Annotated in this window: 28 protein-coding genes; 3 read left to right on the top strand and 25 right to left on the bottom strand. The window is 40.3% G+C overall.

The features are described from left to right. The first annotated feature begins 51 nt into the window (after window positions 1–51). Window positions 52–1,503, top strand: coding sequence for a carbon starvation CstA family protein (locus AC3ISE_RS02375; protein ID WP_489222899.1), 1,452 nt, complete (start codon window positions 52–54; stop codon window positions 1,501–1,503). Further along, the gene (locus AC3ISE_RS02370) at window positions 1,503–1,652 is read left to right on the top strand and encodes a hypothetical protein (RefSeq protein ID WP_489222898.1); all 150 of its coding nucleotides are present in this window, start codon (window positions 1,503–1,505) and stop codon (window positions 1,650–1,652) included. The genes AC3ISE_RS02375 and AC3ISE_RS02370 overlap by 1 nt, the downstream gene beginning before the upstream one ends. Window positions 1,653–1,841: 189 nt before the next feature. Here AC3ISE_RS02370 and AC3ISE_RS02365 read toward each other — a convergent pair whose 3' ends face one another. The 16 genes from AC3ISE_RS02365 to gvpA form a co-directional block, all read right to left on the bottom strand. Further along, window positions 1,842–2,891, bottom strand: coding sequence for a toxic anion resistance protein (locus AC3ISE_RS02365; protein WP_489222897.1), 1,050 nt, complete (start codon window positions 2,889–2,891; stop codon window positions 1,842–1,844). After that, a complete protein-coding gene (locus AC3ISE_RS02360; RefSeq protein WP_489222896.1) occupies window positions 2,888–3,547 on the bottom strand; it encodes a 5-bromo-4-chloroindolyl phosphate hydrolysis family protein in 660 nt (219 codons plus the stop codon). Before AC3ISE_RS02360 ends, AC3ISE_RS02365 begins: the two co-directional genes overlap by 4 nt. A gap of 295 nt (window positions 3,548–3,842) precedes the next feature. Next, window positions 3,843–4,256 (bottom strand): gas vesicle accessory protein GvpU, encoded by a 414-nt coding sequence (gene gvpU / locus AC3ISE_RS02355; RefSeq protein ID WP_489222895.1) that lies wholly within the window; start codon window positions 4,254–4,256, stop codon window positions 3,843–3,845. A gap of 27 nt (window positions 4,257–4,283) precedes the next feature. Continuing rightward, window positions 4,284–5,132, bottom strand: coding sequence for a GvpT/GvpP family gas vesicle accessory protein (gene gvpT, locus AC3ISE_RS02350; protein WP_489222894.1), 849 nt, complete (start codon window positions 5,130–5,132; stop codon window positions 4,284–4,286). A 14-nt stretch (window positions 5,133–5,146) separates the two neighbouring features. After that, on the bottom strand, window positions 5,147–5,479 hold the full coding sequence (locus AC3ISE_RS02345) for a gas vesicle protein (protein WP_070879567.1): 333 nt from the start codon (window positions 5,477–5,479) through the stop codon (window positions 5,147–5,149). 29 nt (window positions 5,480–5,508) lie between these two features. Then, window positions 5,509–5,793: a gas vesicle protein K gene (locus AC3ISE_RS02340; protein ID WP_101568589.1), complete on the bottom strand. Its 285-nt coding sequence runs from the start codon at window positions 5,791–5,793 to the stop codon at window positions 5,509–5,511. After that, the gene (locus AC3ISE_RS02335; RefSeq protein ID WP_101568588.1) at window positions 5,765–6,034 is read right to left on the bottom strand and encodes a gas vesicle protein; all 270 of its coding nucleotides are present in this window, start codon (window positions 6,032–6,034) and stop codon (window positions 5,765–5,767) included. The genes AC3ISE_RS02340 and AC3ISE_RS02335 overlap by 29 nt, the downstream gene beginning before the upstream one ends. 18 nt (window positions 6,035–6,052) lie before the next feature. Further along, window positions 6,053–6,862: a GvpL/GvpF family gas vesicle protein gene (locus AC3ISE_RS02330; protein ID WP_489222893.1), complete on the bottom strand. Its 810-nt coding sequence runs from the start codon at window positions 6,860–6,862 to the stop codon at window positions 6,053–6,055. A gap of 4 nt (window positions 6,863–6,866) precedes the next feature. Beyond that, a complete protein-coding gene (locus tag AC3ISE_RS02325; RefSeq protein WP_133313286.1) occupies window positions 6,867–7,130 on the bottom strand; it encodes a gas vesicle protein GvpG in 264 nt (87 codons plus the stop codon). 1 nt (window position 7,131) lies between these two features. Further along, window positions 7,132–7,896: a GvpL/GvpF family gas vesicle protein gene (locus AC3ISE_RS02320; RefSeq protein WP_489222892.1), complete on the bottom strand. Its 765-nt coding sequence runs from the start codon at window positions 7,894–7,896 to the stop codon at window positions 7,132–7,134. A gap of 14 nt (window positions 7,897–7,910) precedes the next feature. Beyond that, window positions 7,911–8,834, bottom strand: coding sequence for a gas vesicle protein GvpN (gene gvpN, locus AC3ISE_RS02315; RefSeq protein WP_489222891.1), 924 nt, complete (start codon window positions 8,832–8,834; stop codon window positions 7,911–7,913). 28 nt (window positions 8,835–8,862) lie between these two features. After that, on the bottom strand, window positions 8,863–9,126 hold the full coding sequence (gene gvpO / locus AC3ISE_RS02310) for a gas vesicle protein GvpO (RefSeq protein ID WP_309193706.1): 264 nt from the start codon (window positions 9,124–9,126) through the stop codon (window positions 8,863–8,865). Window positions 9,127–9,213: 87 nt separating this feature from the next. Continuing rightward, on the bottom strand, window positions 9,214–9,474 hold the full coding sequence (gvpJ, locus tag AC3ISE_RS02305) for a gas vesicle protein GvpJ (protein WP_070879559.1): 261 nt from the start codon (window positions 9,472–9,474) through the stop codon (window positions 9,214–9,216). 19 nt (window positions 9,475–9,493) lie between these two features. Next, window positions 9,494–9,961, bottom strand: coding sequence for a gas vesicle protein GvpQ (gvpQ, locus tag AC3ISE_RS02300; protein WP_489222890.1), 468 nt, complete (start codon window positions 9,959–9,961; stop codon window positions 9,494–9,496). 28 nt (window positions 9,962–9,989) lie between these two features. Beyond that, on the bottom strand, window positions 9,990–10,475 hold the full coding sequence (gene gvpT / locus AC3ISE_RS02295; protein WP_224771432.1) for a GvpT/GvpP family gas vesicle accessory protein: 486 nt from the start codon (window positions 10,473–10,475) through the stop codon (window positions 9,990–9,992). Window positions 10,476–10,515: 40 nt separating this feature from the next. Continuing rightward, window positions 10,516–10,785: a gas vesicle structural protein GvpA gene (gvpA, locus tag AC3ISE_RS02290; protein WP_154318992.1), complete on the bottom strand. Its 270-nt coding sequence runs from the start codon at window positions 10,783–10,785 to the stop codon at window positions 10,516–10,518. A gap of 95 nt (window positions 10,786–10,880) precedes the next feature. Between gvpA and AC3ISE_RS02285 the strand changes: the two genes are divergently transcribed. After that, the gene (locus tag AC3ISE_RS02285) at window positions 10,881–11,003 is read left to right on the top strand and encodes a hypothetical protein (protein WP_489222889.1); all 123 of its coding nucleotides are present in this window, start codon (window positions 10,881–10,883) and stop codon (window positions 11,001–11,003) included. Between the two features lie 287 nt (window positions 11,004–11,290). Here the strand turns inward: AC3ISE_RS02285 and AC3ISE_RS02280 are convergent, their stop codons facing one another. The 9 genes from AC3ISE_RS02280 to AC3ISE_RS02240 all read right to left on the bottom strand — a co-directional run bounded on the left by AC3ISE_RS02280 (window position 11,291) and on the right by AC3ISE_RS02240 (window position 18,390). Then, window positions 11,291–11,842, bottom strand: coding sequence for a DUF5381 family protein (locus AC3ISE_RS02280; protein WP_489222888.1), 552 nt, complete (start codon window positions 11,840–11,842; stop codon window positions 11,291–11,293). Window positions 11,843–12,136: 294 nt separating this feature from the next. Next, window positions 12,137–12,238: a DUF5381 family protein gene (locus AC3ISE_RS02275; RefSeq protein WP_489224240.1), complete on the bottom strand. Its 102-nt coding sequence runs from the start codon at window positions 12,236–12,238 to the stop codon at window positions 12,137–12,139. A gap of 8 nt (window positions 12,239–12,246) precedes the next feature. Further along, entirely contained in the window at window positions 12,247–12,804 is a 558-nt protein-coding gene (locus tag AC3ISE_RS02270; RefSeq protein ID WP_489222887.1) for a DUF5381 family protein, read from the bottom strand. Window positions 12,805–12,818: 14 nt separating this feature from the next. Further along, window positions 12,819–13,607, bottom strand: coding sequence for a hypothetical protein (locus AC3ISE_RS02265; RefSeq protein WP_489222886.1), 789 nt, complete (start codon window positions 13,605–13,607; stop codon window positions 12,819–12,821). A 28-nt stretch (window positions 13,608–13,635) separates the two neighbouring features. Continuing rightward, window positions 13,636–14,880 (bottom strand): glycine zipper domain-containing protein, encoded by a 1,245-nt coding sequence (locus AC3ISE_RS02260; RefSeq protein ID WP_489222885.1) that lies wholly within the window; start codon window positions 14,878–14,880, stop codon window positions 13,636–13,638. A gap of 38 nt (window positions 14,881–14,918) precedes the next feature. Next, the gene (locus AC3ISE_RS02255; protein WP_223439330.1) at window positions 14,919–15,068 is read right to left on the bottom strand and encodes a hypothetical protein; all 150 of its coding nucleotides are present in this window, start codon (window positions 15,066–15,068) and stop codon (window positions 14,919–14,921) included. Between the two features lie 25 nt (window positions 15,069–15,093). Continuing rightward, on the bottom strand, window positions 15,094–15,261 hold the full coding sequence (locus tag AC3ISE_RS02250; protein ID WP_489222884.1) for a hypothetical protein: 168 nt from the start codon (window positions 15,259–15,261) through the stop codon (window positions 15,094–15,096). 17 nt (window positions 15,262–15,278) lie between these two features. Continuing rightward, window positions 15,279–15,599, bottom strand: coding sequence for a WXG100 family type VII secretion target (locus AC3ISE_RS02245; RefSeq protein ID WP_489222883.1), 321 nt, complete (start codon window positions 15,597–15,599; stop codon window positions 15,279–15,281). A 361-nt stretch (window positions 15,600–15,960) separates the two neighbouring features. Next, complete coding sequence (locus AC3ISE_RS02240) at window positions 15,961–18,390, bottom strand: carbohydrate binding domain-containing protein (protein WP_489222882.1); 2,430 nt, start codon at window positions 18,388–18,390, stop codon at window positions 15,961–15,963. Window positions 18,391–18,476: the final 86 nt, after the last annotated feature.

Genomic DNA, 18,476 nt, shown 5'->3' with positions numbered 1-18,476 from the left:
CTTTATACTTATGTAAACGCATACATTATTAATTATTCAAGGAGGGTTCCTATGTATACATTTCTGGCCGGTGTTGTCCTTTTAATTGTTGGTTATTTTACGTACGGTAAATTTGTTGAAAAAGTGTTCGGTGTAAACGAGGGCAGAACGACTCCTGCTTTTACTCATCAGGACGGTGTTGATTACCTGCCGATGAACACGAAAAAAAATTCATTGATTCAGCTGCTGAATATTGCTGGTGTCGGTCCGATCTTTGGCCCAATTATGGGAGCGCTTTATGGACCGGTTGCCTTCCTTTGGATTGTGCTCGGCTGTATTTTTGCAGGAGCCGTGCATGACTATTTAACAGGTATGATTTCCATCCGTAACCGCGGCGCTCATTTACCTGAGCTTGCGGGAAAATTTTTAGGAAAAGTGATGAAGCATGTTGTAAACGCATTCGCGATTCTTTTGCTTTTATTAGTAGGAACCGTATTTGTTACAGCACCAGCCGGGCTGCTTTACAGCTTAATGAACGGCTGGGCAACAATGGGACTTATCCTTGCAGCTATCTTTATTTACTATATCTTGGCAACATTGCTTCCTATCGATAAAATCATCGGAAGATTCTATCCGATCTTCGGCGCATTGCTTTTAATCAGCGCGATTGGTGTTGGCGGAGGTTTGGTCATTACAGGTGCTCCAATTCCAGAGCTTACGCTTGCTAATCTTCACCCTGATAATGTTCCAATCTTTCCATTGCTGTTCTTGACGATTTCCTGCGGGGCGCTGTCTGGATTCCATGCTACGCAAACGCCGATTATCTCAAGAACTACTCAAAATGAAAAACAGGGACGCAAGATTTTCTACGGCATGATGATTGCTGAAGGTGTCATTGCGATGATTTGGGCTGCTGCAGCAATGAGCTTATTTGACGGCGGCACAGGCTTAAACGCGCTGCTTGCAGAAGGCGGACCTGGCGCAGTAGTAAGTGAAGCTTCTACTCTTATGCTTGGAGCAATCGGAGGAACCCTTGCCGTTCTAGGCGTTATTATCCTGCCGATTACATCAGGAGACACGGCTTTCCGAAGTGCACGTATGATTATTGCTGATTACTTCAATATTTCTCAAAAGAAAATGTCAAGCCGTTTATGGATTGCACTTCCATTGTTCGTCATCTCTTTTGCTCTGACAAAAATTGATTTCACGATTCTATGGAGATACTTCTCATGGGCAAACCAATCGACAGCCGTTATTGCACTTTGGGTTGGCACCATGTACCTTTTCATCGCCAAGAAGAACTACTGGATTGCCATGATTCCGGGAATCTTCATGACGATGGTAACGGTGACTTACATCTTGAATGCACCAATCGGATTCGGATTATCAATGACAACTTCCTACATTGGAGCAGCTATTGCTACGATTGCGGTAATCGTTACTTTCTATATCGCAGCTAAGAAAGCAAGAGCCAATAACCTTCCACTTGAAGATGACGTTTCAGGCTGGAAGCAGGTATCATAATGGGCTGCTGCAGTCCGAATTACCGGCAAACAGTTAATGAGGAAGAAGAAAAGGTGAATCGTAAGGGAACAGATCGTGCTCCTTTGCTCTTAAAAATTGCAGGAAGTTTAGTAATCGCAGGGGGCATCATTACTGTGATTCTGACGTAAAAAAGCAGGGACCGATGACGGTTCCTGCTTTTTTCAAGAGATAAGAAAGGATAAAATTTTGCGCTTCGATGGCGAGCGGAATCGCTCAGGCTCCTCGGCCAGAACGAATCCTAAAGTATTGGCAAAAAGCGTCTTTTCTGGCGGATCCTTATCTGTCATGCCTGCGCTAAACGGGCGCTTGCGCTTTTCTTATGCCTGAAGCTTCTGCTTTAGTTCGCTTTCTCTGGCCATGATCTCGGCCTCTGTTTCCTCGCGTTTGCTTTTTCCGTCCACATGGATTCTCATCGTTTCCTGTATGGAAGCCTGAAGGTTTTCTTGTATTTCTTTTAGCGTATCTAAATCAAACATGCCGCGCTTCACTCCGCCAATAACCGCGGCCTGCTTTTGATAGAGTTCATTTGATGGCTCAGAAATCTTCCTTCCAGCATCTGCAGCGCTCTTTTGTCTGATCAAAGTCAGTGCAATGGACACCTGATTCTTCCAAAGCGGAATGGCTGTTACGAGGGAGGCTTGAATTTTTTCAGCCAGCTTTTGATTTGTTTTTTGAATCATGCGAATTTGAGGTGCACTTTGAATCGTTATTTCCCTGCTGATTTTTAAGTCATACAGCCTCTGATCCAATTGATCTGCAAATTGAAGAAGATCCTCCATTTCCTGCTGCTTCATGGGATCACTCGAACCTGCATTTTCTCTTTTAAGCTCAGGAATGGTTTTGTTGTGCAGTTCCTCGAGCTTCATTTCTCCTGCTGCAATGTACACATTCAATGAGTGAAAATAGTCTTTGTTATTGTCATAAAGTCTATTTAGCATCACAATATCAGATAAAAGCATATTTTTGCTGCGCTCTAGTCTTACGCTGATTCTGTCAATCTGTGCCCCTGTTTTATGAAATCTGGAGAGGACTTCCTGAATGGATTTCTTTCGTTTCCCAAACAGACGCGCTAAAAATGAGGTTTCTTCCTGCTGTAAATCGTCAGGACGGACCTCATTCAGGTTTTTCATGAATTCGTCGAGGATTTCGCCAACCTGCCCGATATCCTTTCGCTGCACCTGCTCAAGCATGACATTTGAGAATGCCAGCAGCTTGGATTGCGCAGGCAGCCCGAATGATACCAATAGTGCATGGTTTTTGGGGTTAATCTGTTTGGCCAGCTCGTATGCCCTGATTTTTTCATCTTCAGAAAGTACATCAATTAGCCGGGCTGTGTTTATTTGCTGAAATAAATCAATCTCATTCATTTAAATTTCTGGCTTTCATCAAGATGTTTCGTGTCTTGATTCGTTTTAATGGAATGTTTGGCTACATCGATTTCAAGATTAAGCTCATCGACATCATCCTGTACCATTGAGTACAAATCCTGTTCAATCAAACGTGTCAAATCGTTTAATGTTTTTCTCGTTTCATTTAATGATTTCTCAAGCTCCCAGTTCCTCTTAGGCTGGGAGGACAGGAAAACGTATTTCTCAGCGAGCAGCACAGCCGAATCCAAATGAGAAAAGAAAAATTTCTCGGCTTTGTAAAAACGTCTCGGCTCTCTTATTGTTAAGCTGAAAATTCTTCTGGCAACACGAACAAGCTCGATTCGCTCTTTTAAAGAAGGAAGATGGCGAATGGTTAAAAGCGTCTTTTGCAGGCGGGCCATCTTAGGCTTCGCTTCCTCAAGCTGTTTTTTAATGTATTTATAATCTTTGCGGGTAAGAGAATTTTTCTTTAAAAACCTGGAGTTCATACTCACTGAAGCAATTGAATATGCAGAGGCTCCTCCTGCGAGCGAATAAGCAGCTGCCGCTAATAAAGGCTGATCAAAACCGATTAAACTCACAGTCCCGACTGTCCCTGCAGCCGGAATGGCCGCAAGCATCCGGACACTGAATGCCATAAAGGGATTCATCATCAATCGACTCCTAACATAAAGTCTCTATTTTAATACGTATGTATATAGTAAGGGGTTTCAGTCCTCGCAGCATAAAAATGGAAAATAATCCTTTATCTTTAATATACAGCATTACCGCCGATTTTTCTATTGGTCGGCAATAGTAGGAGATGTAGGGCTTGAGGCGTAGAGAAGCGGGAGAATAATTCAATGTACGCTCTGACATCTACCTCCTAATCTCACGAGGTGATCACTTCAAACCATAGTTTTTCTCCATAAAAAAACAGCCGGGCAAATGACTCCCGGCTGTTTGTATTTATTCTGATTTCTTGCTTGCTGGTCTCGCATCTGAAATTTTCCCGAGGAAAAATCCATTGATTTCGCTTAATTTACCTCTCCAGAGGATTTGTCCTTTGGAAGGGGTGGATTTACTGTCGCCGATATACACTTTCGTGTTTTTCAAATGAATGAAATGGGCTTCAGCATCTCCGTTTGATTCAACAGATTCGCTTGCAAGGGATAATTGTTCGCTTAATTTCTGTGCGACTTCACTGCCGTCTTCAAACGTTTCGCTCAGTACATCAAAGTATTCCTTAGCGGAAACCATTGTGCCTGAAATAACGGCACCGTTCACGTTTAACGTGATGTCCAGCGCAAAGCCGTGTTTATTTGAAGCCTGAACAAAGAATTCAAGTACACTATCTTTTGATGAGGCTGTTGCTGTACCCATCTCCATGTCTCCTCCTTTCACTCTCAGTTAAGATGATGTGTCATCGTCGCTGCTTAGAGAAGTATCTTCTGTTTCTTCTTCATTTTTTTCATCTTTTTCATTTTTTTCATCTTTTGCTTTTGCAGATTTTGAAGCCTTAGGCTTTCTTCCGCGTGCTGATTTTTTTTGTGGCTTTTTTACTTCGTCTTTGCCATCGTACATCATTTCTTCTTCTTCTTCGTCTTCTTCAATTTCATCATCACTATCATCGTCTTCGTCTTCATCTGACTCTTCAGATTCAGCCTTTGATTTGCTTGTTTTTTTCTTGCTTGGTGTTTCTTCTTCCTCTTCGTTGTCGTCCTCTTCATCATCTTCTTCTGTGCTGTTTTGGCCGCTTAATTGGTTCATTTTTTCCTCAAGCTGCTGCAGACGTTCTTGAAGAGTCTCGTTTTCTTGCTTTAATGCTTCGAAATCTTCATTTGAATTTGATGATGAAGTTTCTTCTTCTGATGAATGATTCACTGCTTCTTCTTGATCATCATCTTCTGACTTCGTTTTGTCTTTTTTAAATAGATTAGTAGCTGATGATTTTAAGCTTGAAGCACCTTGGAATGATTTTTCTTTTGCTGCTTTTCCAAAGTCTGCTGCTTTGCTTTTTAATTCATCTGTATCAATACGGGCAAGCAGCTTCTTTCCGTTTTCTGGTGTAGCCAGATATCCAACTGTTGCTCCAAGAATACTTCCTGCAACTGTACGTTTGATTGGTGCGCTTTTTCTTGAAGATTTTTCTTGAGTTGATTGCTCTTTATTTGAGTTCTCTTTGTTCGAGTTCTCTGCTTTCGTATTTTCCTTTTGATTTTCCACCTGTGTGTTGTCTAATTTTGTTTGTTCTGCCATTGTAAATCCCTCCATTATTTTAGTTGGTTAGCTGTATTTAAACGATTTGAGCCTAGCTGATTTTCAAGCAGCTCTAATCGTTCATTCAATTTCTTGTTTTCTTCTTCCAAAGCCTTAGTATTGTTATTCTCCGCTTTGGAGCTTAGATAAGGATCATTCTCCCACCAGTCCATGCCGATTTCTTTTGCTTTATCAACAGAAGCGACAATGAGGCGGATTTTAATTGTCAGCAGTTCGACATCGGCAATTCCGACGGTAATATCGCCGGCGATGACGACCCCTTTATCCAAAATCTTTTCAAGTACATCTACAATTGAGCTCGATTGCCCAGTAGTTTGGACTGCCATTTCATGTCCCTCCAAGTGGCCGCGTTAGGTTATAACAAGCTGCCTAAAGGACCGAGATCTATATTCAAATCTTCAGCGTCAAGGCCAAAGACCTCTTTCAATTCTTCCATTTTGTCTTCCAGGTTCATCAGGGCAACACCCAGATTTTCAATTTGCTCTTCCGTCAGCGTTCCACCCTCCACCCGCCGCATCGCATGACGTTCGACAATTTGCCTGAGAAGCTCAATGACGGTCATAACAAGCTGCGCAAGTCCATGTTCGGCATTGTCAGGATCAAGCTGGATTCTACCATTTGTTTGGCTGGCCTGTTGCATCGACTAACTCCTCCCTCTGCTTATCGAATTGATCAGATGTGACGGGCTTTCGGTTGCCTGCTTTCGATTGAACAAGTGTTTCAACTGAAGCAATTAAAACCCTTAGATCGAGATACACTAAATCCACACCTGCGATCGAAATAATTAAATCACCTTTGATGGCCACACCTTTGTCGAGAATGACATCTAGAATATCAATAAGTGCTATATCCTTGTTTTCTACTGATTCTCTAAGAGACATCTGTCAGACCCCTCACTTCTATGAAAAACTGGAGAAATGGTACGCCGGCCATGGGCCTGTAGCTTCTAATCTCCAGCCAGTGCCGCCAAGTTCCTGTTCAAACTGCTTCATTTCTTCCAGGAAGCTTTCCACATTGGAAATCGGAAGAAGAAACACGCTGTTCCAGGCCATGTTTTCTTTCAGACCTGTAACATCTTTGCTCCAATTTTTCTTAATAGCTGCGTGAAGCGAATGCTCCTTCAGCTTTTCATGCACGTGTTCACAAACTCGATTCTTTTCATTTTCAAGCTCATCCTCGATCAGCTTATCAATTTTTTTCTTTTCGAAAAATTGTCTTCCACGGGGAAGCTCACTTATTTCCTGCTTCTTCGCTTCAATCGCTGCATTGTTTTCACTTACCTGCTTTTTCAGCTCATGATCATCTGAATAAATTTTCACATTCCACTCTTCATTTCCCTGAAGCTTAGAAAGGGTTTCTTCAATTCTTGATTGATTGGATTGAATGGTTTGCTGCAGACTTTCTTCATTTTTATAAATCGTGCAAAACTTCAGCGGAATGATCGTAAAGCTCTTATAAAGGGCAGCAACCGTTTCATGATGATGGAACGCTTTTTCCTGCAGCCAATCCATATCACTGTCGATCTTGTCTTTAATGGCTTCTTCTGAATAATGATCAGAATCCAGTTTGCAAACAACTGCGGTGACATTGTCAATCGGAATGGTGTACAGCTTGCGTTCACCATCAAAGCCTGTGAAAGATGGAAACGATTGATGTGCTGCCGCTTCTTCAGTTGGAATCAATCCATATAAATAAATCAAATCGCCCATCTGCTTATCCCTCGTCTCTTGGTTTCGTCAGTTTATCCCACTCTTCCATTTCCCTGCGCTTGGCGATTTCATATCTCATCAAAAGCTCATCTTCTTTTTCCTGAAAAGCTTTCTCTGGAATCTCGCCGAGCTCAAACATCATTTGGAGCTGGATCAATTTTTGCTGAATGGTTGGAAGATCATATAACTCTTTCTCAGCTTCTTCCTGAACCTTTTGCCCGATTTTAACTACGAGATTCATTGGCGCGGTTACCAACTTATGAATCATGTCAGTTTTCCTCTACTTTTAACCTAATGTTCACAAAGTTGTATGCAGGCCATGGACCGCTGTAGTTAAAATCGACTTTATCTTTCCAGTTTTCATGTGCTTCATTAACCTTCTGATCAAAAAGCTCTTCAGAATCACGGTCAATTAAGAATGCTGCGTTTAAAAGCATGGTTTCACCAGTTGGTTCATTTGCTTTAGCCGCTTCAGCTGCTTCTTCAAGCGGTGTGAATACCTCAGCTTTTACTTCGTTCTGCAGCTCAGCGAATAATTTCTGAGCAATGCCGCCAAGCTGAATGCGTTCATAATAACCGGCCGCTTCAGACTTGCCTTTCACAGAAGCGGACATTTTCCCTACCTCTGGATGCTCATTTACTTTTTTCTCAAGCCAATCTTTTTTGCCGATCACTTTTAAGCCGACTTCAATCTTGCCTTTAATCGCCGGGAAAAGCTTTTCAAACTGAGGATACAGATTTTCCAAAAGAACCTTTACATCTTCCTTGGATTTAAAAACATTCCCGAAACTGATTGGAATGACTGTATCATTTTTGCTCATAATTTCGGCAACTGCATGCTGATGCATCATTAAATTTTGACGATTCGGATTATAAATTTTCATTGGAACCTCGGCCGCAACCATCGCTGCATCTTTATAGCGAATCGTAAAGGTTTCCCTCTCTTCGCCTTCGATTTCGACCTTTCCAAAATCGCCATCTTCTGTCGTTTGAATTCCGCTGAAAATATAAATTCCCATTTCTTGTTCACTCATTATCAAACACTCCTCTAATCCAAGACGTCCATTTTGCTGCATTCATCTATAATTAATTTCTCTGCATCTGCTTTGGCTTTATCCGAATCAAGACATCTGCTGATTGGATGACACAAAATATCGATGCATAAGCTTTGAAAATCCTCGTCTTCGCCATCTATTGGAATATCCTGTTCTGATGCAAGCTTCGCAATCATAATCGAAGCTCTTAAACTAGGACCATTATTCTTATCGTTTGAGCAGGCTTCCCGCAAATTCGTAACGAGAGTTGTAATCGCTCTTGCTTCGTTTTCTTCTACATCTGTTTTTTCAGCTACGATCATCGTCTCGCGTTCAACATCCTTATAATCGATGAACATTGTGATCAAGCGATCAAGCAGGGCATCCTGCGTATCGTAAACACCTGCATATTCAGCAGGATTGCTGGTGAAAATAACAGCGAAATCGGGATGAACCCGGACAAATGGGTCAGTTAATTTAGAGCCGTATAATGGGAGAACACCTTCTTCTAAAATCGATAAGAAAATATTATTAGTAGTAGGGCGTGATCTGGTGAACTCATCATAAATTAGCGTATATCCGTTTTTAACTGCTTCAAGCAGCCGTCCGTCTTTCCACATTTCACTGACACTTTCATCTTTTTTATAAACAGATCTGACATACTGATCGACGACCTTTTTACTCGTATACCCTGTAAAATCTCCGATTAAATCTTTGTTATTTAATTCGTGATTTCCGTGCATGAGCATGACCGGCCGTTTTCTTTTTTTGGCAAGAGCAAGCGCAAGGGAGGTTTTTCCTGCACCTGAGGGGCCTGTAAAATGAACAGAATATCCGGATTTCAAGTATTGCAGCGAACGTTTGAGAATATCCTTCGTCTCATCGTCCTGTATCAATGCTCTTGCATCTTTTTTTACTTTTTCTTTTAAGACTGTCATCTTTTCTTGCCTCCTGCCCGCTCATCCCTTACTGTTCCACGCCGATTGCGCTTCGGTACCGAATGTCCAGACGCTTAAACGAAATCACTTCTTCGTCTTTATTTAACTGACAATCATAGGTTCCGAGCATTTCATCTTTTGCGTATTTCTTCATATATTCTTTTTCTTCGATTACTTCAACCGTAACTCTCCAGCCCTCTTCCATCGCTTCAACAGAAGTGATTTTATGCGGCGGTGCTACATGTTCGCTGAAAAAGTCGTTTACGTTTTTTAAAATATCTTTTATAGCCATATAGTGTCGCCTCCGATTGTTCCTTCAGCCGTTTCAAGTTAAGAAGCAGGAGCCATTATAAGAACGGCTCCATGCCATTTGTTTTACTTAAATACTAAACTGTGAACTTCTTTCATTCGATTGAGCAGGGAGGCCTTTTTCTTCTACTTCATCACGAAGAAGACCTACCGCTTCTGCATAACGCAACCATGTATCAACACTGGCAATAACGACACGCGCTTCAATCGTTAAAATCTCAATTCCTACAACTGAGACTCTTGCAAATGCGTCAATTACGATCCCTTTATCTAAAATCCGGTCAATAACCTCTGCTAAACTCGAACTGTTGTTGCTCTTTTGAATCGACATTTCTTTTTTCTCCTCTCAGTTAAGATCCAATGGTTTTAATATCTGTTGAAGATTTAATGTTATTGGAACTTTTGATCTTCGTAGAGCTTTTTATATCTGTGGAGCTTTTAATCTGATTGACGCCTTTGATGCCTTTATAGCCTTTAACTTTTTTCTTATCGTCTTTAGAAGAAATCTTCTCTTGAAAATCTTCTCCTGCTTCTTTCACATTGCCAAGCTTGTCTCTTACAGACAGCAGGACATCCTGCACTTTCTCTTTTGCTTCTTCCGCTTTGCCATGGACTTTATCTGCGTTCTCGTCTTTAGCATGGCCGAGCTTTTCAGCAGCTGTATTGACTTTTTCCTGCAGCTTTTCTTCTGTTTTCTCGACGAATTTTTCCTTCGCCTTTTCTTTCACCTTATCCTCAACCTTTTCTTTAATAGGTTCAGGCGTATGTTTTATGATTTCTTTACCGGCTTTTAAAGCGGCTTTTTTCATTTTATCCATCTAATCACCCCTTCCAGGGCAGATCAATTTATTTCTTTGCTTCAATCAGCTGATTCAGCATTTCTTCAATCCGCTGAAGCTGGTCATTCATGTTTTTGTTTTCTTCTTTCAGCTCATCATACTGTGAAGAGTCTAATTCCTTTTCTTCACTTTTTTCATTTTCCGGAGCAGCTTCTTTTTTCTTTTTCGGAGCAAGCAGGCTGCTTAAGTTTCCTTTATCAAGATAGCCTGTTGCTGTCTGTCTGAGTGCAACCATTGCCTGCTCAGTAATGATTTCCTGTGCCGTTCTTCTTAATTCCTTGCCTGCAACTCTTACTACTTCTGATTGACCAAGACTGTTAAACACTTTTTTGCTTGTCTCAGGACTTGAAAGCAATCCGATACCGGCTCCAACGACTCCGCCTAAAATGGCATAATTTAAGGAGTTGTGCTGCTTCTCATCTTGATTCTGTTCTTCCTGCTGATTCGATTCTTCCTGATTTTCCATTTTTTCTTTCTTATCTTTGCTCGCCATGATTTGTCCCCATTTCTATATATAGTAGTGATTCAATTATTTAAAAGTTAAAAGCTGATTGTGTGTCCCGTTCATTCTTTTGACGATTTGCAAGACCTTCCTCCTGCACCTCATCACGCAGCAAACCGACAGCCTCTGCATATCGCAGCCATGTGTCGACGCTGGCAATCACAACCCGTGCTTCAATCGTTAAAATTTCAATTCCTACAAGCGACACTCTGGCAAATGCATCAATTACAATTCCTTTATCAAGAATCCGGTCAATAACTTCCGCTAAACTCGAACTGTCATTACTTTTTTGAATACTCATTTCTTTATTAGCTCCTTTCATTGACGATGTAAATTTGGGCAAGCCCCTAATCGCTTTGTTACTTGGGATATACCTTTTAAAACACGGGTTAAAACATGAGTTGGATAATAGATGAAATTGCTTTCCATCATTTTCTATTATTTGCTGTCCACATTTCGAAAATGTCTTCAAAAAATGCTGAACTGACGCCATTTTCAGAAGATTTTAAAGAGATTTAAGACAAAAAAGTCAATTTTGTTACAAGGTGATTACAAAGTGATCCAGAGGGGATTTTTCTTCGTTATGGGGGTGAAAAAAACCCGTATTCGGTTGGAATACGGGGTGTCCAGAAAGTCTGTTATCATAAAAATTGTAGTTTTCGATTATAAATGTTGTCCGTTCCTTTCCGCTCCACTACAAAGTTTACGAAAAGAGCTTACAGAAAAAAGCAGGAAGAAAAAACATTCGTTTTTCCTGCCTGCTTCATTTTAGGGACTTATCGGACAGCCCCTCATTCTGATAAAGACTAAACGTCTGTCTTTCGCTCATATCTTGCATCTTCAAACAATTCACTTAAGTTCACGTGACGGTCCCATACTTCCTTTGCATCTTCTCTCATATTCGGGTAAATCAATTGATCTACCAAAATGGCAAAGTCTGTGTCGTCAATTAAGTTGTAAGTCCGGATTTTGCTTACCTCATCCTGAAACGTTTCGATGACGATATCATTTATCAGGTTAAGCGGATTTCTTTCAAAACGGATGCTCCGTATATTTGAAAAGAGAATTTTGTTTTTCTTGGCCATAATGAAGCCGCTTGAGCCTTCTGTCAGAACAAGCAGCGTTTTTCCCGGCACAAACCCCGGAAGTGACCACAGTGTAAGATATAGAAAGATTGGAAAAAGCAAAAAGCCTCCTCCAAGGTAAAAAAACGAGTACTTTGAATCGAATTTAAAACCATTTATGATGAGAAAGAAACAAGCTGCAAGCCCTCCAAAGGTAGCAAGAAGCATCCACACATACATAAACTTGGAGCCTTTTATTTTGACGCTGTTGTTTTCTTTTTGCAGGTTTAACAAAAAGAATCACTCTCCTTGCTAAGTAAAGTGATATTTCTATGTAATGAAGGAAGTTCCAGCTAAGAACCTCTCCTCTTTGTTCTATTATGAAGAATTAAGTTCTTAATTGGCTCTCATTATTAAATAATTGGCCAGCTGTTATACTGGCCGATTATTTTGTTTATTATTATTTTTCTAAAAGACAATTGATACACACTCATTACCCCTTAATACCGGTTTCTCTCACATACTGTACTTCCTTATATAACTTTTCTAGGTTTAATTTGCGGTCCCATACCGCCTTTGCCTCACTATTCATATGGGAAAAATATATTTATCTACAATGACAGCATAATCGACTTCATCAACCAAATCGTAAGTAGGTATTTTATATACTTTTCGATCAAAGGTTTCAATAACGATGCTTATTCCACATTATGATTTTTTCTCTCATAATTCATACTTTTAAGGAATTGATCATCTGTGATTTTTCTATTCCAAACTATTTTTGCTTCCTCTGTCATATGCGGAAAGATATGTTCATCCACAACATCGTAAAAGTTTACCTCATGGAGTAAGTTATATGTTTTGAACTTAACTGTCCTATTATCGTATGTCTTTACGAAAACCTCATTAAATAAATTTAAAGGGTTTCTCTTAAAATCAATATTTCTGATATTTTTGAACTGAACAGCATTATTCTTAGAGACGATGCTGCCATTCTCTCCCTGATGTATTCTAAATAAAACCTTCCCTGGAACAAATCCTGGAATTGCCCAAAGTGCTTCGTAAATAAAAAAAGGAGATAAAATTAGGCCGCCTCCCAAATATATTAAGGAATAATCTGATTCAAACTTCAATCCATAGGTGATTAAAATATAGCAAGCTAATAAACCGCCGAAAACAAAAAGTCCCATCCATATATACATTAATAGTGGACCTCTAACTTTTATAATGCTGGTATCTCCAGGTGCATTGAACAAGTTTTTCAGCTCCTTTAAAGGGTTATAACTTTATTTTTAAAAATAAATTGACTTAATGTGTTTTCATTACATTTTTCAAAGTAGTATTCATCATTTTGATTTCTTGTTACTAACCATGATTGAACTTTACCTGGAATTACAAAACATACGTCTAATAGATCAGGGGTATTTTCCTCGTCGTACTCCATGTAAAGCAAGCTATCCATCCTTGCTTTTCTATAGATTAAATCATTTATTAATTCTTTAATAATTTCATTTCGAGTGAAACCTTCAATTAAAGACTGAGAAGGTAATCCTTGGCTAACTGATTCTAAAAGTTCCTCGAACTCTGTCCTCTTCATCGAGAAAAGAATTTCATTATGATCCATTGTTAAATCTTTAAAACTGAAGAACTCTTTAACTATATCCATTGTGTCTTCTTTGCTGGAAATCTTACTAATTTGATGGATCTGATTATCATATAAAAGTTTATGAAGATAAACTTCATCCCCACTCATATGAACTGAAATAGTTTCTTCATTTTTTAAGTCTGTACTGAACTTAGATGCTTTGACAGTTCTTTCTGCATGATTCATTATTTTTATAAAGCTAATATAATCTTCCTTAACTTTATATCGATTATTTACTTCTTTCACCAAATCTTTTGCTAAAAGCGAACGAGATGCAAATTCCAGCAAAATTTTAAGTTCTTCATCTTTCATTTCAGGAAAATACATCTCTTTGATTGACATTCCTTGTTCAAAAAAACCCTCGCTATAAAATGAGAAAATTAATTCTTCAATACTTAATTTGATCGTTTCCATAATTCCTCCTTATGAGAATGATATTTTTTTACCAAGAAATTTTTTTGCCAATTAAACCTTTGGCTCCGTCAATCAGCGAATCTGCCGTATCTTTTGCCTTAGATAGTCCTTCACCAATATCCTTAACTTTACCAATAGGATCAACAATAGCTTCTTTTATTTGTTCATTAGCTGCATCTTTTACTTTATTAAATCCTTCAACTGCTTTTCCAGCTTGTTCAAAACCGCCTCTGACAAAATCTATAGTACCTTGAATTGGTGTTTCAAGAGCAATCGCTGCTTTCTCAGCAAAACCTGCCGTGAATTTCCCGAATTGTTCTCCAACTAATCCGCCCACAAAGGAGCCTGCTGCAGCTCCTACCACTGTTCCCACTGGACCTATAGCACTTCCAATCGCTCCGCCAATTACAGCACCGCCTATTGATCCCGCAGAAATTGCAACTGTATTATTAACAGCTTTACCTACCGCTTTAGCATTTTCCCGTTTAAGAACATCAGGCATGTCTCCATACTTAGCATAATTCTCAGATATCTTAAGCCCCATTCCAACAGTTTCCATAGCACCTGTTACAACTAATGCGCTAGCAGCATTGGTTTTACCAAATTTCAATGCATTCTTCCCAAGATCTTTCCACATAGTCGATGTTACATTATTTTTAATCATTCCACCCCATACTCCCCTTGTGCTTGAGGTAAAGTCCACAACATCACCGGGTAAATATTTTGAATACTTTTTATGTACAAGATCTGCAAATGGAGTATCTTTATATTTTCCTGAAAGAAAGGTCAAGCTGACTATTCCTTTAGCCGCTCTTTTATACTTTGAGCCATCTACGACTTCTGAAAATTTACTGAGTGCACTCATATGACGGAATGAATAGATCTCATCTGCGTTTTTAGCAAATTGAGTGAAACCCAAACCATAATAAGCAAGCTGTCTGGATACCAAACCACCCATAGCAACCATTGTGCCGTATTTTTCATGTATATTAAAAAGTCGCCCAAGCAGATCATCTCTTTCAGCAAACTTGTTGGCAGTCATTCTGACATCCTGTTCCAACTCACTTAATCTATTTGCCAGAGCATGACCTGTTCCCCATGAATCTCCGATAGAATAAAAGCAATGACTGTATTCCGGGGGAGCACTCATAATCAAATTTGCAAGTTCAAGATGCAGACGCTTAGATTCTTCCTCGATGTCATTTAATTTAGAAACGAATTGGTTGGCGAGTTCATCTAGACTATTCGGATCGACGGATATTTTACCGCTCATTAGTTTTTCAACCTCATTTCTTGAGTGAAAATTTCAGTTTAAATCATATTGATAAATTGGTACCCCAAGATACCTACTTGCAAAGGAATAATAAAAAAATCTATACATCCCGGCAACATACAGCCGCCCCTTGCAGCATCATCAGCTTCTTCTTTACTTCTTTTCTTGTTCTTATCATAATTGCTCATTCTGCACCTCAATACTGAAATTTATTTAAACAATTTGAATCAACTGATAGGCAACAATGCCAAGCTGTATGGGAATTATAAAAAAGTCCACGCATCCAGGAACACAGCCGTCATTCATTCCTTGGCGTTCGTCTACCTCTTTCTTTTTCTTTTTCCGATTAAAGTTCGGGTCATGGTCATAACGATGGTTCATGCTGTACCCCGACCTTCCTACTGCACATCTAATTTCTTCAAACGGAGAATTCTCTCAAGCCGCTCTAATTCCTCTTGTCTTTCAATCTCTTCCCTCACCCGGTCAACTGAGTCGGCGGCGGCTTCGAGCTCGCGGCTGATGTCGTAGAGGTTGTCGGAGTGTCGTTGGAACAGGATCTGGGCTTCATCCATGGCCGAATCAAATTTGTTTCTGCTTTTACCGCTCCATGTAGCTGCATGATTGTTAATGTCTTGAAGCAATTTTGCTTCCTGGTCTTTCACGGAATCTGAAGCTTCCTGAAACACCCTTGCAAGGGCTCTGACGTGTTCGGAATTCATAGTTTCACCTCTTCATTTCTTGCGTTTTTCTATGTATATCCTTCATATTTCTACATAATGATTCCTTTTTTGCACATATAAGAAAATGTTACTAGATTCAATTTCCAATTTCCATAAGTCTCCAGTAACATTTTCTAAGGCTGATTGTTCAGGCATTCATGCGAGAAAAGTACTGGTATTAGACAGATAATAGTCCTTACCGAGAAATCATTAGGACTTAGTAATGATGAATAAGAAGAAAAATATCCCAATTATCTATTACCACACGCTCATATAGAGATAAACCTGTTTTTATAAAAATTTCCATTTTCATTAAATTTTAAAAAGCAGAATCTCACCACCTGAGATTCTGCTTCATTATTTATTGCTTAACTTTTAGTACCACATTATCAATTTCTATTGCATGAGCTCCAAGTGGAGAACCTGCCGTTTTTCCTAACAAAAACTTCATCGCGGCAATGTCATCCGATGGCATCGTGAATTCGAAAGAATATGTCTGCATTTCATCGGTTAAGGAAAGCTTTTCACTTAGAAACCTTGTATATTGCACATTTTCAACCGTAAGCTCTGCCTCGCGCGGCTTAGTCGAACGTGCGTCAAAGGATACTTCGTAAACTGCCCCTTTAGCAAGCTTCATATTTTCCTGCTGCAAGATGACGCTCCACGGTTCATTGCCTTCATTTGTAATGGCAATCTCAGCTTTTCCGCTGTCAGCAGCAATCATAGCCGCTGCATCGTAGTGAATATAGGAACCCCATGAGGTTAAGCCGTTACTGAAATCTCCATTTTTCAATGGAAACAAATCGATATTTCCATAGTCGATTTTATCTGTCGTTTTAAGGAGGACAATGTCGTCAAGGGAGACATCTCCTTTAGCTCCTCCCAAGTTGAAAATCAGCTGGCCTTCGAGATCGCTGAGCTCATCCGTCATCGTAAACTCAACCGTTTTTTCTTCCATTTTTGAGGAAAGCTTAACGATTTTAGGTTCTGAATAACTGACAGTGCCGTCTTTGCTCCGGACATCCAGTTGAATGTCTCTTGGTTTCGTTGCCCGTGCTTTAAAAATCGCCTTATATTCATTTCCCTTGATCAATTGAACCCCTTTTTGTAAAACCTGAACAGACTCAGATCTCTTGCCCGATTTTTTAATGTCCACTTTCAGTTCTCTTGAGCTCTCGTCAACGCTTGCTTCTGCTTTAGCAGCATCTGTTTTTACATTCCAGAAAATCATCCGGTCCATGCGTCCCTGATCAAATGTTCCGTTGTAGATATAGTTGCCGTCTGGAAGCGGCTGCTTTGAGGCGTTCTCATCCTGTGCCTCACCGGTTACATCCTCCACTCTGACATTTCCGATCCACACAGGATTTGTCCCATTTCTGCCTAAGTTAAATTCGAGCCGTGCCTCAATGTCTGTTTCATTCAGCATGTCAAACGTAAATTCATAGGACTGAAGCTGATCAGACAGGTTGAAGGACTCTTCATTCGAGTATTTGACCCAGCCTCTGTCAGGACCCGCACCAGCTTTTACCATCAAGCTGCGGGGAGCAGTTGATTTTGCATCAAAGCTGACTTTATATTTCCCACCTTGTCCAAGAGAAAGGTTTTGAATCATCTGAAGCGAGTACAGCTGACTTCCCGGATTAGAAATCGAGGTTTTCGCAAAATTCATACCTGAAAGCTGTTCAACCGAAACCGCCCCTGCTCCTCCAAAGTCCGGGAGATGAACGAAGTTCCAATATTCCTTGTTCAAAGGAACTTCTCCTGCAGCAATGTCTGTAATTGGCTGTTCGTAAGCTGAATCGTAAATGAAGTTTCCGTCTGCTAATGGCTGCTTCGCATCAGCCGGCAGCTCGACAGGTTCAACCTTAGGCTCAACAGGGTCGGCATAGTCTCCATTTTTCAAGTCAAACACGCGGACATAATCGACTTCCATTTGCTGAGGAAAAGTTGTTGACGCATCCGGATCTCCGTCAAACCATCCTCCGACTGCAAGATTCATGATTAAATAGAAATTCTGGTCAAAAGGTGCCGGATAGGCATAATTCGCCGCATTGTCTTTTCCTTTTGAGTACCACTTGTTTTGAGTTTGATAAAGCTCACCGTCGACATACCACCGAAGCTCGCCAGGCTCCCATTCAAGGGCGTACGTATGCCAGTCGGTGACTGTGCTGTTATCTTTAAAATGATATTCCTTTCCCGTGTATTTGTTGTTCGGCCATCCTTCCCCATAATGAATGGTTCCGGCTACAAGGTTAGGTTTGCTTCCCCAGGACTCCATAATGTCAATTTCTCCAGAAGCAGCCCATGAACCATACTTATCTTCTTCGGGAAGCATCCAGATCGCCGGCCATAGTCCCTTTCCAGTAGGAAGCTTCGCCTTGATTTCATAGCGTCCGTATTTGTGGCTGAACTGTCCCTTTGTTTTCACCTTAGCCGACGTATAGTCATACGTGCCAAATTGATCGGATGTTTGTTCCTTCTTTGCTTTAATAATCAACTTTCCATCTTTTGTGTAAGCGTTTTCTATTGAGTCCGTATAAAATTCCTTCTCGTTATTTCCCCAGCCTGATGCAATTCCATTCCCGTCAGCATCAACAATCCAGTTGCCCAAGTCAAAGTTCCATTTGCTTCTGTCAATCTCGGTTCCGCTGAATTCATCTGACCACACAAGAGACCACCGTTTTTTCTTCATCGCTTCTCCTTTTTTCTCTTCCGTTCCTCCTGCCTGAGCATAAATGCTGCCTGAAAGCATGAGAAGACCACACATCATGATCGCCATTCCTTTTTTCAAATTCTTTTCCCTCCCCTAAAAAATGATGAACCTACACTTAGTTTAGCGTGACTTTTCATCATTCTTCAGACATGAAATTTTGTATA

Source organism: Metabacillus sp. KH_069 (assembly GCF_057838075.1).
The sequence above is the reverse complement of the archived record's forward strand: the minus strand, read 5'-3'. Positions and strand labels throughout refer to the sequence as shown.